Genomic DNA, 14,772 nt, shown 5'->3' with positions numbered 1-14,772 from the left:
TTAATAATGAAAATGTTTACTTTCTTCAATGAAAGGATTTCTTTTTGGAACTAATGGCGCTTTTGTTAATGTAGTGAACACCACAAAAATAAACAATCCAAAGAAGAATAATAAAGAGGCAACTTCAGGAATTCCGATAAACCATTGTGTCCCTACAGTTCCCGGCATGATCATATTGAAGAAATCAACATAATGTCCTAATAGAATGAAAACACCGGCCATTACAATAATCCAATAAATGCGTTTGAAATCAGTATTGATTAACAACAAAATCGGAATGATGAAGTTCATCACAAAAGCACCCCAGAAAGGCAATGTGAAATGGTCAATACGCATTTTGAAATAAGTAACCTCTTCCGGAATATTAGAGTACCAAATCAACATAAATTGAGAGAACCATAAATACGTCCAGAATACACTGATACCAAACATGAATTTAGATAAATCATGGATGTGGCTTGAATTAACACTTTCCAAATACCCTTTAGATTTTAAATAAAGTGTAACCAATTGAATAGTGGTAATACCACTTACAAAAAAACTGGCAAATACATACCATCCGAATAAGGTACTGAACCAATGTGGGTCAACCGACATAATCCAATCCCAAGACATGATTGATTCTGAAACAATAAAGAAAACTAAGAATGCCGCAGACATTTTGAAGTTCTTTTTGTAGAAAGTATTATCAGAAGCTTCGTCTTGTGCCAAACAGTTTTTACGAGATAAATAACGGTACAAGTTCCATCCTCCTAAGAAAATAGCCGCTCTGATGATCCAGAAAGTAAAATTCAAATATCCTGATTTTCCGGCAATCATGTGGTCGTAGTTTTTATTCCCTACTTCTGTAACGCCTTCTTTCATCCATACAAATAAATGATTCATATGCATACCCGAAGCCAATAAAATCAAGAAGAAAATAATAGATCCCGGAACCAAATAGGAAGTAACTCCCTGCATCACACGGAACAATACCGGGGACCAACCTGCCTGAGCCACTTGTTGGATGGCATAAAAAGCTAAAGCTCCCATTGAAATCAACATCACAAAAATACAAGCAACATATAAAGCTGCCCAAGGTTTGTTTTGTAATTGGTGCAGAACGTGTTCTACATGTTCTTCGTGTTCAGCCTTGGCTTTTTCATCATGTTTCTCAACAGCATGGTGAGCTGCTGCTCCTTCGTGATGGCTTTCTTCGGCTTTTAAAATGGTTTCCACGTCCTGTACGGTTTTAGGTGCGGTCAAAAAACCATATCCGATTCCCAACACTCCAACGAGCATTAAGACGATAGAAAAAGTTTTTAATTTACTTGAAAAGGTATACATATCTATAACAATCTGTTTGTTCTACAATTATAATTTGCTTTTTAGTTCAAGAACATAAGCCGCAATCATCCAACGCTCTTCTTGAGACAATTGATTCGCATAAGAACCCATTGAGTTCAAACCATACGTCTCAACATGGAAAATACTTCCTTCTGTAATTTGTCTGTCTTTGTAATTGGGAACCCCAAGGAATTTTTGTTGTTTCACCAATTTCCCTTGACCGTCACCAGCCGTTCCGTGACATATAGCGCAATAAACATCAAAAAGAGCTTTTGCTTTTTCCATATCCACAGCTGTGGAATCCAATGGAGATTTTAAAGTAGCTTTCGCTAATTCATATCCTGCCGTTGTATTCGGAATATCATAAGGAACAAACCCTCTTTTGATAGAACCATCCGGAGGCAATTGTCCTTCTTTTCCGTGTAATCCGGTAGGCGAATTGAAAGCATCAGACTCTGAATAGGTTTCATAAGCTACAGATTCATACATGTTAGGCATGTATTGATAGTTGGGTTTCGAATTATCTTTACAAGACGAAAAGGAAACTACTATACCTAATACTACTGCTGTTTTAAGTAAACTTTTCATATCTATTATTAATGCTTATCAATTACTTTAACTTCTACTGCACCCGTTGCCTGGAAGAATTTCACCAATTCTTCTTCGTTGTCTTTAACAGAAACCTCCATTAAAAAGTGATCATCAGTAGTTCTAACATCCGGGTTTTCCGCTTGTTTGAATGGCCATAATCTGCTTCTCATGTAAAAAGTGATTACCATCAAGTGCGCGGCAAAAAATACCGTCATCTCAAACATAACCGGGATAAAAGCCGGCATGTTTTGATAGTAGGCAAAACTTGGTTTCCCCCCAATATCCTGAGGCCAATCCTGAATCATAATATAATTCATCATGGTGGTAGCCACTGACAATCCGATACAACCATAAATAAAGGCACAAATCGCTAAGCGGGTTGGTGCAATCCCCATGGCTTTATCCAATCCGTGAACCGGAAAAGGAGTAAAAACTTCTTCAATATGATGATGAGCGGCTCTCGTTTTGTGAACGGCGTCCATCAAGACATCATCGTCATTGTATATCGCGTGTATAACTTTAGTACTACTCATAGTAATTCTTAGTGTTTATCTGAATGATTGTGTCCTTTTGCTTCTCTTTCTCTTTTGTAGTTTTCACCGGAAGACTTCAAAATTGTTTTCACCTCTGCCTGAGCAATCACAGGGAACGTTCGGGCATACAACAAGAACAATACAAAGAAGAATCCAATGGTACCGATGAAAATTCCAATATCGATAAAAGTGGGTTGGAACATCGTCCAAGAAGAAGGAAGATAATCTCTGTGTAATGAAGTCACGATGATTACAAAACGCTCAAACCACATTCCGATATTTACCACAATAGAAATAACAAACGAGAACATGATACTGGTTCTTAATTTTTTGAACCACATGAACTGAGGTGAGAAAACGTTACACGTCATCATCGACCAATAAGCCCACCAGTAAGGTCCCGTTGCTCTGTTCAAGAACGCGTATTGCTCATACTCTACTCCTGAATACCAAGCTACGAATAACTCAGTGATATAAGCCACCCCAACGATAGAACCTGTAATCATGATTACGATGTTCATTAATTCGATATGTTGTATGGTGATGTAAGCTTCCAAATTAGACACTTTTCTCATGATAATCAAAAGTGTATTTACCATCGCAAATCCTGAGAATACCGCTCCGGCAACGAAATACGGAGGGAAGATGGTAGTATGCCATCCCGGGATTACCGAAGTAGCAAAGTCAAAGGATACAATAGTGTGTACGGAAAGTACAAGAGGAGTTGCTAAACCGGCCAATACCAAAGAAACTTCTTCAAAACGTTGCCAGTCTTTAGCTCTACCACTCCATCCGAAAGATAGGATGGTATAGATTTTTTTAGCAAACGGGGTTACCGCTCTGTCTCTTAACATCGCAAAATCCGGTAATAAACCTGTCCACCAGAAAACCAATGATACAGAAAGATAAGTAGAAATCGCAAATACGTCCCAAAGTAACGGGGAGTTAAAGTTTACCCATAACGAACCGAATTGGTTTGGAATTGGCACTACCCAGTAAGCTAACCATGGACGACCCATGTGGATGATTGGGAATAAACCGGCCTGAATTACCGAGAAGATGGTCATTGCTTCCGCTGAACGGTTAATCGCCATTCTCCATCGTTGACGGAATAATAATAGTACGGCAGAAATTAATGTTCCGGCGTGCCCGATACCTACCCACCAAACGAAGTTAGTGATATCCCAAGCCCAACCTACTGTTTTATTTAATCCCCAAGATCCGATACCGGTAGATATAGTATACACTATACATCCAATTCCCCAAAGGAAAGCTATTAATGCGATAGAAAATACAGTCCACCACTGTTTATTGGCTCTTCCTTCTACTGGAGCAGCTACATCTACAGTTACATCGTGATAAGATTTATCACCAATAACTAAGGGTTTTCTAATGGGTGCTTCGTAATGAGACGACATAATCCTTTATATTGTTTCTTAATTAATTATTTTTTGATACTAGGTATTTCTGACTTTAACATGATAAACCACATTTGGTTTGGTACCAACATGCTCTAACAAATGGTAAGCTCTTTTATCTTCAACAAGTTTAGCCACTTTGCTTTCTTTGTTATTGATATCTCCGAAGACCATAGCTCCTGAAGAACAAGCAGCCGAACAAGCCGTTTGGAATTCATCTGCAGCTACTTCTCTTCCTTCACGTTTAGCCGTTAAAATAGTCAACTGTGTTTTTTGGATACACATTGAACATTTCTCCATAACCCCACGAGAACGAACGTTCACATCCGGGTTAATTACCATACGACCTAAATCATTGTTCATGTGGAAATCAAACTCGTCATTGTTGTTGTACAAGAACCAGTTGAAACGACGTACTTTGTACGGACAGTTGTTGGCACAGTAACGGGTACCCACACAACGGTTATAAGCCATTTGGTTTTGACCTTGACGACCATGAGAAGTTGCTGCCACAGGACAAACAGTTTCACACGGTGCGTGGTTACAATGCTGACACATGATGGGTTGGAAAGCCACCTGAGGATTATCTGCAGGATGTTCCATTTGACCAAATCCGCCTAATGAACCTTTATCACCAAATAAGCCGTTGAAGTTTTCTTTTTTCTCATTATCCTGAGCAAAGGTATCTTCTGAAGAGTAATATCTGTCGATACGCAACCAGTGCATATCACGACTTCTTCTTACTTCTGATTTTCCAACAACAGGAACGTTGTTCTCAGCATGACAGGCAATCACACAAGCACCACATCCCGTACAGGCATTTAAGTCGATAGACAAATTGAAGTGGTGTCCTACTGAACGGTCAAACGATTCCCATAAGTCAACTTTAGTAGCTTCTACTTCTTTGTGGTCTAAAGATACCATTGGCATTTCATTCCACTCTTTGCTGTCTTTGGTGTTGAATATTGTTAATGTAGTTTCTTTAATAATATCACCTCTACCCATCAATGTTTTTTGCGATTGAACACAAGCAAACTCATGCTCACCAGCCGCTTTAACAATGGAAGCTGATTGTACGTTATTAAAGTTGGTATAGAATGTGTAAGCGTTAACACCTACCTGCATTTCTTCTTTTAAAGCAGCTTTTTTACCATATCCTAAAGCCAAACCTAAAGTTCCTACTGCTTGTCCCGGTTGAACAATTACAGGAACATCCATTTTAACTCCGTTTACAATAATTGTGGCATTACTTCCGTTAAGACCACCGTTAGCCACGATTTTATTTTCTAAACCGGCTGCTTTAGCATCGGCTTGAGAAATGGTAACATAGTTATCCCAAGATACTCTGGTAATTGGATCCGGAAACTCTTGTAACCATGGGTTGTTGGCTTGTTGTCCGTCTCCTAAACCTGTTTTAGTGTACAACACTAATTCAAAACCGTTAGCCGGTTTTGAAGCAGCCAAAGCATTGGCAGCAGCGGCATAATCTGCCGAACCTGACGTTGCAGCAGTCGAAACACCTACAACCACACCATCGTGTACTGCTTTGTTCCAAGCTACACCATTAGTATGAGCCGCTGAACTTGCTTTTAAATAATCATAATACGTTCCGGCATTACCATTCCAAGACATTAAAGCTTCTTGGAATTGCTTAGAGCTGAATAACGGACGAATCGTAGGTTGTACTATAGAATACGTTCCTTTAGTCAACATTAAATCGTTCCATGACTCTAAATAGTGAGGAGCCGGAACAGCAATATTGGTAATTGAAGCGGTTTCGTCTTCTCTCAAAGAGAATGCCGCTGATAATTTTACTTTTTTCAATCCGCTTACAAATTTAGCGCTGTCGGCTAAAGTGTATACCGGATTCACACCGCTCATGATTAACGTGTGAACACTTCCTGCATTCATATCCGCAATCAACTGAGCTACTTTTTCGTTAGAACCTTTTCTGATTTGACGGGTTCCCATGGTTGAAAATGCTTCACTGGCCAACGCCTGATTTATCGCTAAAACCAATAATTGAGCATTTTTATCCTGGATTCCCGACACTAATAATCCTTTGGTTCCGGCAGCTTTCAATTGCTGCGCTGCTTTCATCACGACGTCTTCGTTCGCTACTTTACCTGTAGCTACAGCTGCACCGGTGATTACATTGTATATTTTAACTAAAGCTAATTTCTGATCTGAAATTTTCATCGGCACACGCTTATCAGCAGCAGCACCTGACAAAGTCATGTTCGCCTCAAACTGATAGTGTTTTGACATTTTTCCGGCTTGCGGAATTCTGCCTTGAGCGTAGCCTGCATCATAACCACCACCTTGCCAATCTCCAAGGAAATCCGCATCTAAAGCAACAATCGTATTCGCTTTGGCAAAGTCATAATTTACTAAAGCTCTTTCGCCATACACCGCTTCGAAAGCATCTAATGCTGCCGACTCAGAAACCGCATCGTAAACTACATGTTTAGCCGTTGGGTTTTTAGCGATAAACTCAGCTATCAAACTTTCAGTAGAAGGACTCGCCAATGTACCGGTCAATAAAACTACCTGACCGCCTTTAGCTTTAGCATCTGCTAAGCTGGCTTTGATTTTCAAATCCGCTTCTTGCCAAGTAGCCTCTTTTTGCGCCACCTTCGTTTGTTTCAAACGCATACTGTCGTATAAAGACAACACAGAAGCGTGAACTCTGGCATTCGCAGCAAATGCAGCTCCAGCTATGGTATTATTTTCAATTTTGATCGGACGACCTTCACGTGTTTTCACCAACAAGTTGGCAAAATCAAAACCGTCAAACATCGTAGTTGCATAGTAATCCGCAACTCCGGGAATGATTTGCTCCGGTTGTAAAACGTAAGGAATTGATTTGTGTACCGGACCCTCACAAGCAGCCAAAGTTGCAGCCGCTGTACTGAATCCTACGTATTTCAAGAAATCACGACGAGTAGTTGATGAAGAAGACAATGACTCTTTATCAGAAAGGAAATCCCCTGTTGGAATTTCTTCCACGAATTCATTATTTCTAAGCGTCTCAACAATAGAACTATTTTCGTTTAGCTCCTCAACACTTTTCCAGTATTTTTTGTTCGATGACATCGTATATAAATATTAGCTTCTTAATAATTTTATTAGTAGTGACACTTACCACACTCTAAACCTCCCATTTGTGCTGCAGTCAATTTGTCTACACCATATTTTTTAGAAAGTTCTTCGTGAATTTTTGTATAGTAAGCATTGCCCTCCATCTTAACATCAGTTTCGCGGTGACATTTAATACACCAGCCCATAGTTAACGGAGCAAATTGTTTTTGGATTTCGTACGTCTGAACCGGACCGTGACATTTTTGACATTCAATACCCGCCACCGTTACGTGTTGTGAGTGGTTGAAGTAAGCAAAGTCAGGCAAGTTGTGAATACGTACCCATTTTACCGGATGTGTTTTTCCGGTATATTTAGCACCGTCCCATCCTACAGCATCGTAAAGTTTTTTGATCTCTCCGTCGTAGAATGCTTTAGAGTGCTCAGGAGTAGCCGTAGTATCGGATACTTCAGAAATATTTTTGTGACAGTTCATACACACATTCAATGAAGGAATACCTGCATTTTTACTCACACGAGCTGCCGAGTGACAATATTTACAGTCAATACCGTTACTTCCGGCGTGGATTCGGTGTGAATAGTGAATCGGCTGAATCGGTTCGTAATCCTGGTCAACACCCACCTGCATCAGGAAGCCGTATACAAAATAGCCACTAGCTAAAATCAAGAATATTGACGCAACCAACACCAAAAATTGATTTTTAACAAAAGCCTGCCATATCGACAATCTTCCCTCTTTAGGCGCCACCTCAATACCATTTGCTTTAGCTACTTTAGTCAATACATTGTTCACAAAGAACAACATGATTACCAACATCAGCAACACCAAAGACAACGCTCCGAGAATCACGTTGTTAGAAATTCCGCCTTCATTTGAAGCACCGGCTACAGCCGCACCAGGCAGCGGAGCTTTCGGCTCTTCTTTTTTCGTATCGGTATACGCTAAGATATTATCCACATCTTGTTTAGACAATTGAGGAAACGCCGTCATTACCGCTTTGTTGTTTTCGTTGAACAACTTCACAGCATCAGGATCTCCTGCTTTTATCAAAGCCGAACTGTTGGCAATCCATTTGTAGAACCAATCTTTAGCATGACGCCCGGTAACCCCTCTTAAGGCAGGACCCGTCATCTTTTTGTCTAAACTGTGACAAGCCGCACAATTGGTGTTAAACAATGTTTTTCCTGCCACAGCATCACCACCCCCCGTTGCAGCAGCGGCCGGAGCAGCAGTTGCATCTGCAGGTGCAGGAGTTGCAGCCGCCGGAGCAGCTGGTGCAGCATTTTGAGATAATGAAGTTAAGGAGAACGATAGCGTTAGAGCTAAACCGAAGAGTATTTTCCTTGAAATCGAATTATGGTTACCCACTTTTTTCATATAATATAATGATTATCGACTAATGTTGGCACGATTTTTTCCGGGTTAAATTCCGTTAAAAAACAAGCACTTTATTAAAAACTTGCACAAAAATACGACTTATGAACTATTCTCAAAACCTTAAATATATCTTAAATATCAATTTATATTAATTCTAAATAGCGTTTTGGCTTTTGTTTAATTTTTTAAGTTTTACATTTGTATAAAAATCAAATCATTATGACCGATTTCGCCAAAATCAAGTTTATTTTCTCCGCGTTTTTACTACTGAATTTATCACAAAAAAGCTTTGCACAAGAGGCAAAAGTTACAGTAAATCAAGACCCCAAGTTTGAGCAACTGCTGAATGAAAAACGAAAAATAAACAGCTCTATCACCATCAATGATCGTTATAAAATTCAGATCTTCAACGGTGACAGTGAAAACTCCAAAAAGACCTTAATTGATTTCAAGAAAGAAAACAAAAACATGGATGCCACTATTGTTTTCAGCACCCCAATGTATAAAGTTTGGGTAGGGAATTTCAAAACCCGCATTGAAGCCGAAAAAAACCTGAGCCTTCTGAAAAAGAAATATCCCAATGCCTTTTTGATCAAACCAAATAAATAAAAAAAAGCCCCGCAAATTGCGGGGCTTTTTTATAGATTGTTACTCTTCTTGTAAAACATCTTTTTATCAGCAGGCGTTCTCTTGGTTTTCTTATACTCCTTCAACAAAGTTTTGTTTGGCTCCAGCATCTGTAAAACATATTTATCAGTTAGAAAGGTTGGTGCCCCGCTGACTCTTTCAATAATCAAAGGGATTGTATTTATTTCTGAGCTACTACTTCCGCCTCCCCCATTTATCAGCGTCATAACCAAGACTCCGCCTGCCCCACCAATCAAACCTGCATAAGTCGCATAATACCCTTTAATATCAAGATTATTTTCAACCACTTCATCAATAAAATAATTAGCTCCCAACAGTTCCGTTTTTAAATAATAACGAACCGTTGAAAATTGGAAAAGATTGATATAAAAGTGTTGTCCATCACTAAACCCATAAAATCCGGTTTCTACTCTTCCGGTTGTCTTGTTTAAAAGACAAAAACCTTCTTTGTACTTGGTAATAGTATAGTCATCAAGACTGAGGGAGTGCTGGTTAAAGACATCTTTATAATTGAGGTAAACCCCTGCCTTAATTTGTGTGTTGTTAACATCAACAGGTTCCTCTTGAAAAAAAGGTATTGGCTCTTTGTAAACTTGTTTGGAATTTTTATAATTCTCAAAAGTGTTTTTTATTGCCGCCGTGATTAATACCGGGTGCAGTTTAGTTACATCGGTACGGGTGTCTTCCCTATTCGAAAAATAAGTGCCGACTATATAGTCTTTCCCATCGGACCCTTTTTCAATAATATCCAAAACAACTGTAGCCGAACCTAATTCTTTATTGTTCTCATTAGTATTATTCGTTTCCGTAACATACAGCTCATTAATTCGAACAGAAACGGCTTTTTTATTTTCCTTTTTAGGATATAAAACAGCGAACAACGACGCTAATTCTTCCGTAAAAGGCTTTTGAAAATTGGCAGAAACTTTGTTGTTAAAAAGCGAAACATAAACGGTTCCGATATTTTCTTTTATTTGTCGGCCATCGTATACGTTTTCAATATAGAAATCGCTATCAATAGCTGTGTTTTTGTCATTGGCTAAAGAAATTAAATGAACTTCATTTTCCTGTGCATAGGCAGTAAAAATAAAAAATAAGCAAAAACCAAGAATTCCTTTTTTCATACTCTTTCGATTTAGTGCTAAAATAAAAAAGTCCTGAAAAATTCAGGACTTTTTTTACAGTTATTTTGTTATTTCAACTTTTTCTTCACTTCCACTTCCTGGAATGCTTCGATGATATCCAATTGCTCAATATCGTTGTAGTTCTTAATCTGCATACCGCAATCGTAGCCTTTGGACACTTCTTTGACGTCGTCTTTGAAACGTTTCAAAGTAGCCAATTCTCCGGTATAAATCACCACACCTTCGCGAATTAAGCGGATTTTAGAGTTACGGAAAATCTTCCCGTCTGTCACCATACATCCGGCAATAGTACCCACTTTTGATACTTTAAAGATTTCACGAATCTCAGCCGTTCCGGTGATTTCTTCTTTCATTTCCGGCGACAACATACCTTCCATTGCATCTTTCAAGTCGTTAATCGCATCATAGATGATAGAGTAACTTCTGATGTCAATCTCTTCCTTCTGTGCCAATTGACGGGCATTTCCGGCAGGACGCACGTTGAATCCGATGATAATCGCATCCGAAGCCGAAGCCAACATAACATCAGTTTCGGTAATGGCTCCCACCCCTTTATGGATAATATTAATTTGAATTTCTTCCGTAGACAATTTAGAGAACTCACTCGATAAAGCTTCTACCGAACCGTCCACGTCTCCTTTGAGAATGATGTTCAATTCTTTAAACTGACCCAACGCAATACGACGACCGATTTCGGCCAAAGTAATATGACGTTGCGTACGTACTGATTGCTCACGCAATAATTGGGTACGCTTGGCAGCAATTTGCTTGGCCTCTCTTTCATCTTCAAATACGTTGAACTTGTCCCCCGCTGTTGAAGCACCATCCAAACCTAATATAGAAATCGGTGTTGACGGACCGGCTTCTTTTACATTGTGTCCGCGCTCATCGTGCATGGCTTTTACCTTACCGTGATTTTTTCCGGCCAATACATAATCGCCTACTCTCAACGTTCCGGATTGTACCAAGATGGTAGACACATACCCTCTTCCTTTGTCCAATTGTGCTTCCACAACTGTTCCTACGGCCGGTTTATTCGGGTTGGCTTTTAAGTCTAATATTTCAGCCTCAAGCAATACTTTTTCTAATAATTCTTTAACTCCTGTCCCTTTCTTAGCAGAGATATCATGCGATTGGTATTTTCCTCCCCAATCTTCCACCAATAAATTCATGGCGGCTAATTTCTCTTTAATTTTTTCAGGATTTGCTCCCTGCTTATCAATTTTATTGATAGCAAAGATCATCGGAACCCCGGCCGCTTGGGCGTGACTGATAGCCTCTTTGGTTTGTGGCATGATGTCATCATCGGCCGCTACCACAATAATGGCAATATCGGTAACCTGTGCTCCACGGGCACGCATCGCGGTAAACGCCTCGTGACCCGGTGTATCCAAGAACGTAATTTTTTGACCGTTATCTAAAGTAACGGCGTACGCTCCGATGTGCTGGGTAATTCCACCCGATTCTCCGGCAATTACATTTTCTTTACGGATGTAATCCAATAAGGATGTTTTACCATGGTCTACGTGACCCATCACCGTTACAATTGGCGCTCGGGTTACTAAATCTTCCGGACGGTCTTCCACCACTTCCAGATTCTCTTCGATATCGGTAGTAATAAATTCTACTTCATACCCAAATTCATCCGCTACAATCGAAAGCGTTTCGGCATCCAAACGTTGGTTCATGGTTACCATGATACCCAACGACATACAAGTTCCGATTACTTTGGTAATCGGCACATCCATCATCGTTGCAATTTCACCAACGGTAACAAACTCGGTCACTTTTAGTGTTTTGCTTCCTTCTTCCAAAGCCTGCATTTCTTCTTCCGTTCTCTGACGGTGCGTATCACGCTTGTCTCTTCGGTATTTGGCCGCTTTGGATTTGTTTCCTTTCCCTTGTAAACGCTCCAGCGTTTCTTTGATTTGGTTTTTAACTTCTTCTTCGGTAGGCTCTACTTTTTGAACAATGGCCGGACGGTTTCCTTTTTGGAAGCCCCCTGGTTTGTTTCCTCCCGGTTTGTTTGGACCAAAAGCATTACCTCCTCCGGTGATGGCCGGTTTTCCGCCTTCTCCCGGTTTGGTTGGAATTCTTTTTCTTTTGTTTTTATTGGCATTAGCCCCTTGTGCCGCATTTTGTCCGGCACCCGGAGTAGCCGGCTTGTTGGCATCCTTCTTGAATTCCTCTTTTTTCTTTTTAGGCTTGTTGAATTGTGACAAGTCAATCACCTGTCCGGTAAGGGTTGCACCGGTTAATTTTTGGTATTGCGTCGTAATGGTTTCATCCGCCGATGGCGTTGCTTCAGGTGCCGGAGCTTGTTTCTCCTCCTTAGCCGCTTTCTCAACCGGAGTTACCGCAACTTCTTCTTTCTTTTCAACAACATTTTCTTTTTTGTCTGAAGCAATCTTAGGCGTCTCAACCGGTGCCGGAGCTGCTGCTGCGGGCGCTTTGGGTTCTAAGTCAATTTTACCTACCTGCTTAGGAGCAGTTACCACGGCTTTGGCTTTGATCAGTTCCAATCGTTGACGCTCTTCGTCGGCTCTGCGCTTGTCTTCTATTTCTTTTTCTCTTTCCAAACGAAGGGCTTCTTTCTCTTTTCTGATTTCTTCGCTTACCCCTTTAGAAGCCTCTTTGTTTCCTTTGTCGCCCGCAAATTGGCCACAAAGAATTTGGTACACATCGTCGGAAATTTTTGTGTTGGGACTCGCTTCAATAGCAATGCCCTTATCCTTAAGATAATCCACAGCTCTTTCCAAAGAAATATTTAATTCCCTTAAAACTTTATTAATTCTAATATTTCCTTCAGACATAAAATCTAATTAATGTTATCTATTGTTGTGTTGGCGAAAGCTTAGTCCTCAAACTCTTCTTTCAATATTTTTATTACTTCTAAAATCGTTTCTTCTTCCAAGTCAGTTCTTCTCACTAAATCCGCCACATCTTGATTCAGGATACTTCTGGCCGTATCCAAACCGATTTTGGCAAATTCATCGATTACCCAGCCGTCGATTTCATCGGAGAACTCTGTTAATTCTACGTCGTCTTCTTCGATAGCGCTTCCTTCTCTGATGACATCCAACTCATAACCGGTTAACAATCCGGCCAATTTGATATTGTGACCGCCACGACCAATCGCTTTGGAAACTTCTTCCAATTTCAAGAACACTTCGGCTCTTTTTTTCTCTTCGTCAATTTTTACCGAAGATACTTTGGCAGGGCTCAACGCTCTGGTGATGTATAACGGCAAATTGTTGGTGTAGTTGATTACGTCAATGTTTTCGTTACCCAACTCACGTACAATGCCGTGAATACGCGAACCTTTCATTCCCACACAAGCTCCAACCGGATCAATTCTGTCATCATAAGAATCAACAGCTACTTTCGCTTTTTCACCCGGAATACGCACCACTTTCTTAATCATAATCAAGCCGTCAAATACTTCCGGAATTTCCTGTTCGAATAATTTCTCCAAGAATTTATCCGCCGTTCTCGACATGATGATTTGCGGTTTATTGCCTTTCAATTCCACACTTTCAATGATTCCGCGAACGTTATCGCCTTTGCGGAAAAAGTCAGACGGAATTTGTTTTTCTTTCGGCAACACGATTTCGTTTCCTTCATCGTCCACCAAAATTACAACTCTTGGACGAACATGGTGCACTTCTGCTGTGTAAATTTCGCCGATTAAATCTTTAAATTGTTTGTAAAGATTGGTATTGTCGTGTTCGTGGATTTTAGAAATCAAATTTTGACGCAGGGCCAAAATGGCGCGTCGTCCTAAATCGATCAATTTGACCTCTTCAGACACCTCTTCCCCAATTTCAAAATCAGGCTCAATTTTTCTGGCTTCTGTCAACGTGATTTCTTCGTTCTCTAAATCCAAATCGTCATCGGCAACCACAATTCTTCTTCTCCAAATCTCCATATCACCTTTATCAGGATTGATAATGATGTCAAAATTATCATCAGAACCGTATTTCTTTTTCAATGCGTTTCTAAATACGTCTTCCAAAATCGCCATCAGCGTTACTCGATCAATAAGTTTATCGTCTTTAAACTCTGAAAATGATTCGATTAATGCAATATTTTCCATGCCTAATTTTTAATTAAATATTATTGTAACAATTGCTTCTTTTATGTCTGAATAAGGAAGTTCCCGACGGTGTTCAACGGTTTCCTTTCCTTTTCCGATTTTCTTTGGTTCTCTTGCCGTCCAAAAAAGCGTGATGCCTTCATCAGTAGCTTTTTCCAGCGTGGCGTCTATGGTTTCGGCAGCGGTTTTTACTTTTACCGTTCGGCCGACATTTTTTTTATACTGTCTGACCAATTTAAGTGGCGATGACACACCGGCCGAAGCCACTTCGAGAGAATAGTCCTGTTCTTCGCGGTCCAAATTGTTTTCAATCATCCGACTCACATCAATACAATCCTGCAAATTCACCCCGGTATCACCGTCCAAAGTTACGGTAATCTTATAACTGTCTGAAATACTTAAATCTACCAGAAACAATGAAGGCTTATCCTGTAATCCTTCTTCCAGTAAATGAGTCACTTTCTCTTTAAATGTCATAGTTGTATAAAAAGAGGGAAGCACTGCTTCCCTCATTATTTAGATTTGAATGGTAAATAA

The 14,772-nt window shown here is 40.0% G+C and carries 11 protein-coding genes; 1 reads left to right on the top strand and 10 read right to left on the bottom strand.

Annotated elements, in window-relative coordinates:
* Genes ACSVH6_RS03780 through ACSVH6_RS03755 form a run of 6 tightly spaced genes read right to left on the bottom strand, consistent with a single transcriptional unit; the run spans position 1 to position 8,346 of the window.
* Positions 1–1,326 carry a quinol:cytochrome C oxidoreductase gene (locus tag ACSVH6_RS03780; RefSeq protein WP_438075686.1) on the bottom strand — a complete coding sequence of 442 codons (1,326 nt, stop codon included), beginning with the start codon at positions 1,324–1,326 and terminating at the stop codon, positions 1–3.
* A gap of 27 nt (positions 1,327–1,353) precedes the next feature.
* Complete coding sequence (locus tag ACSVH6_RS03775) at positions 1,354–1,914, bottom strand: c-type cytochrome (protein WP_438075684.1); 561 nt, start codon at positions 1,912–1,914, stop codon at positions 1,354–1,356.
* 8 nt (positions 1,915–1,922) lie between these two features.
* On the bottom strand, positions 1,923–2,450 hold the full coding sequence (locus ACSVH6_RS03770) for a DUF3341 domain-containing protein (RefSeq protein WP_438075682.1): 528 nt from the start codon (positions 2,448–2,450) through the stop codon (positions 1,923–1,925).
* A gap of 8 nt (positions 2,451–2,458) precedes the next feature.
* On the bottom strand, positions 2,459–3,868 hold the full coding sequence (gene nrfD, locus ACSVH6_RS03765; RefSeq protein ID WP_438075680.1) for an NrfD/PsrC family molybdoenzyme membrane anchor subunit: 1,410 nt from the start codon (positions 3,866–3,868) through the stop codon (positions 2,459–2,461).
* A 39-nt stretch (positions 3,869–3,907) separates the two neighbouring features.
* Complete coding sequence (locus tag ACSVH6_RS03760; protein ID WP_438075678.1) at positions 3,908–6,964, bottom strand: TAT-variant-translocated molybdopterin oxidoreductase; 3,057 nt, start codon at positions 6,962–6,964, stop codon at positions 3,908–3,910.
* 32 nt (positions 6,965–6,996) lie between these two features.
* Entirely contained in the window at positions 6,997–8,346 is a 1,350-nt protein-coding gene (locus ACSVH6_RS03755) for a c-type cytochrome (RefSeq protein WP_438075676.1), read from the bottom strand.
* Positions 8,347–8,565: 219 nt separating this feature from the next.
* On the opposite strand from ACSVH6_RS03755, the gene ACSVH6_RS03750 reads away from it, so the two are divergent.
* The gene (locus tag ACSVH6_RS03750) at positions 8,566–8,955 is read left to right on the top strand and encodes an SPOR domain-containing protein (RefSeq protein WP_438075674.1); all 390 of its coding nucleotides are present in this window, start codon (positions 8,566–8,568) and stop codon (positions 8,953–8,955) included.
* Between the two features lie 29 nt (positions 8,956–8,984).
* Here ACSVH6_RS03750 and ACSVH6_RS03745 read toward each other — a convergent pair whose 3' ends face one another.
* From ACSVH6_RS03745 to rimP, 4 genes are all read right to left on the bottom strand, one after another.
* Positions 8,985–10,118, bottom strand: a complete 1,134-nt coding sequence (locus ACSVH6_RS03745) for a hypothetical protein (RefSeq protein WP_438075672.1) — start codon at positions 10,116–10,118, stop codon at positions 8,985–8,987.
* A gap of 68 nt (positions 10,119–10,186) precedes the next feature.
* The gene (gene infB, locus ACSVH6_RS03740; RefSeq protein ID WP_438075670.1) at positions 10,187–12,952 is read right to left on the bottom strand and encodes a translation initiation factor IF-2; all 2,766 of its coding nucleotides are present in this window, start codon (positions 12,950–12,952) and stop codon (positions 10,187–10,189) included.
* A 41-nt stretch (positions 12,953–12,993) separates the two neighbouring features.
* Positions 12,994–14,235 carry a transcription termination factor NusA gene (nusA, locus tag ACSVH6_RS03735; RefSeq protein ID WP_438075668.1) on the bottom strand — a complete coding sequence of 414 codons (1,242 nt, stop codon included), beginning with the start codon at positions 14,233–14,235 and terminating at the stop codon, positions 12,994–12,996.
* A gap of 9 nt (positions 14,236–14,244) precedes the next feature.
* Positions 14,245–14,712 (bottom strand): ribosome assembly cofactor RimP, encoded by a 468-nt coding sequence (gene rimP / locus ACSVH6_RS03730; RefSeq protein WP_438075666.1) that lies wholly within the window; start codon positions 14,710–14,712, stop codon positions 14,245–14,247.
* Positions 14,713–14,772 lie beyond the last annotated feature (60 nt).

The sequence above is a fragment of the Flavobacterium sp. XGLA_31 genome (genome assembly GCF_051547105.1).
Lineage (GTDB): Bacteria > Bacteroidota > Bacteroidia > Flavobacteriales > Flavobacteriaceae > Flavobacterium.
This window is presented reverse-complemented; position numbering and strand designations above follow the sequence as displayed.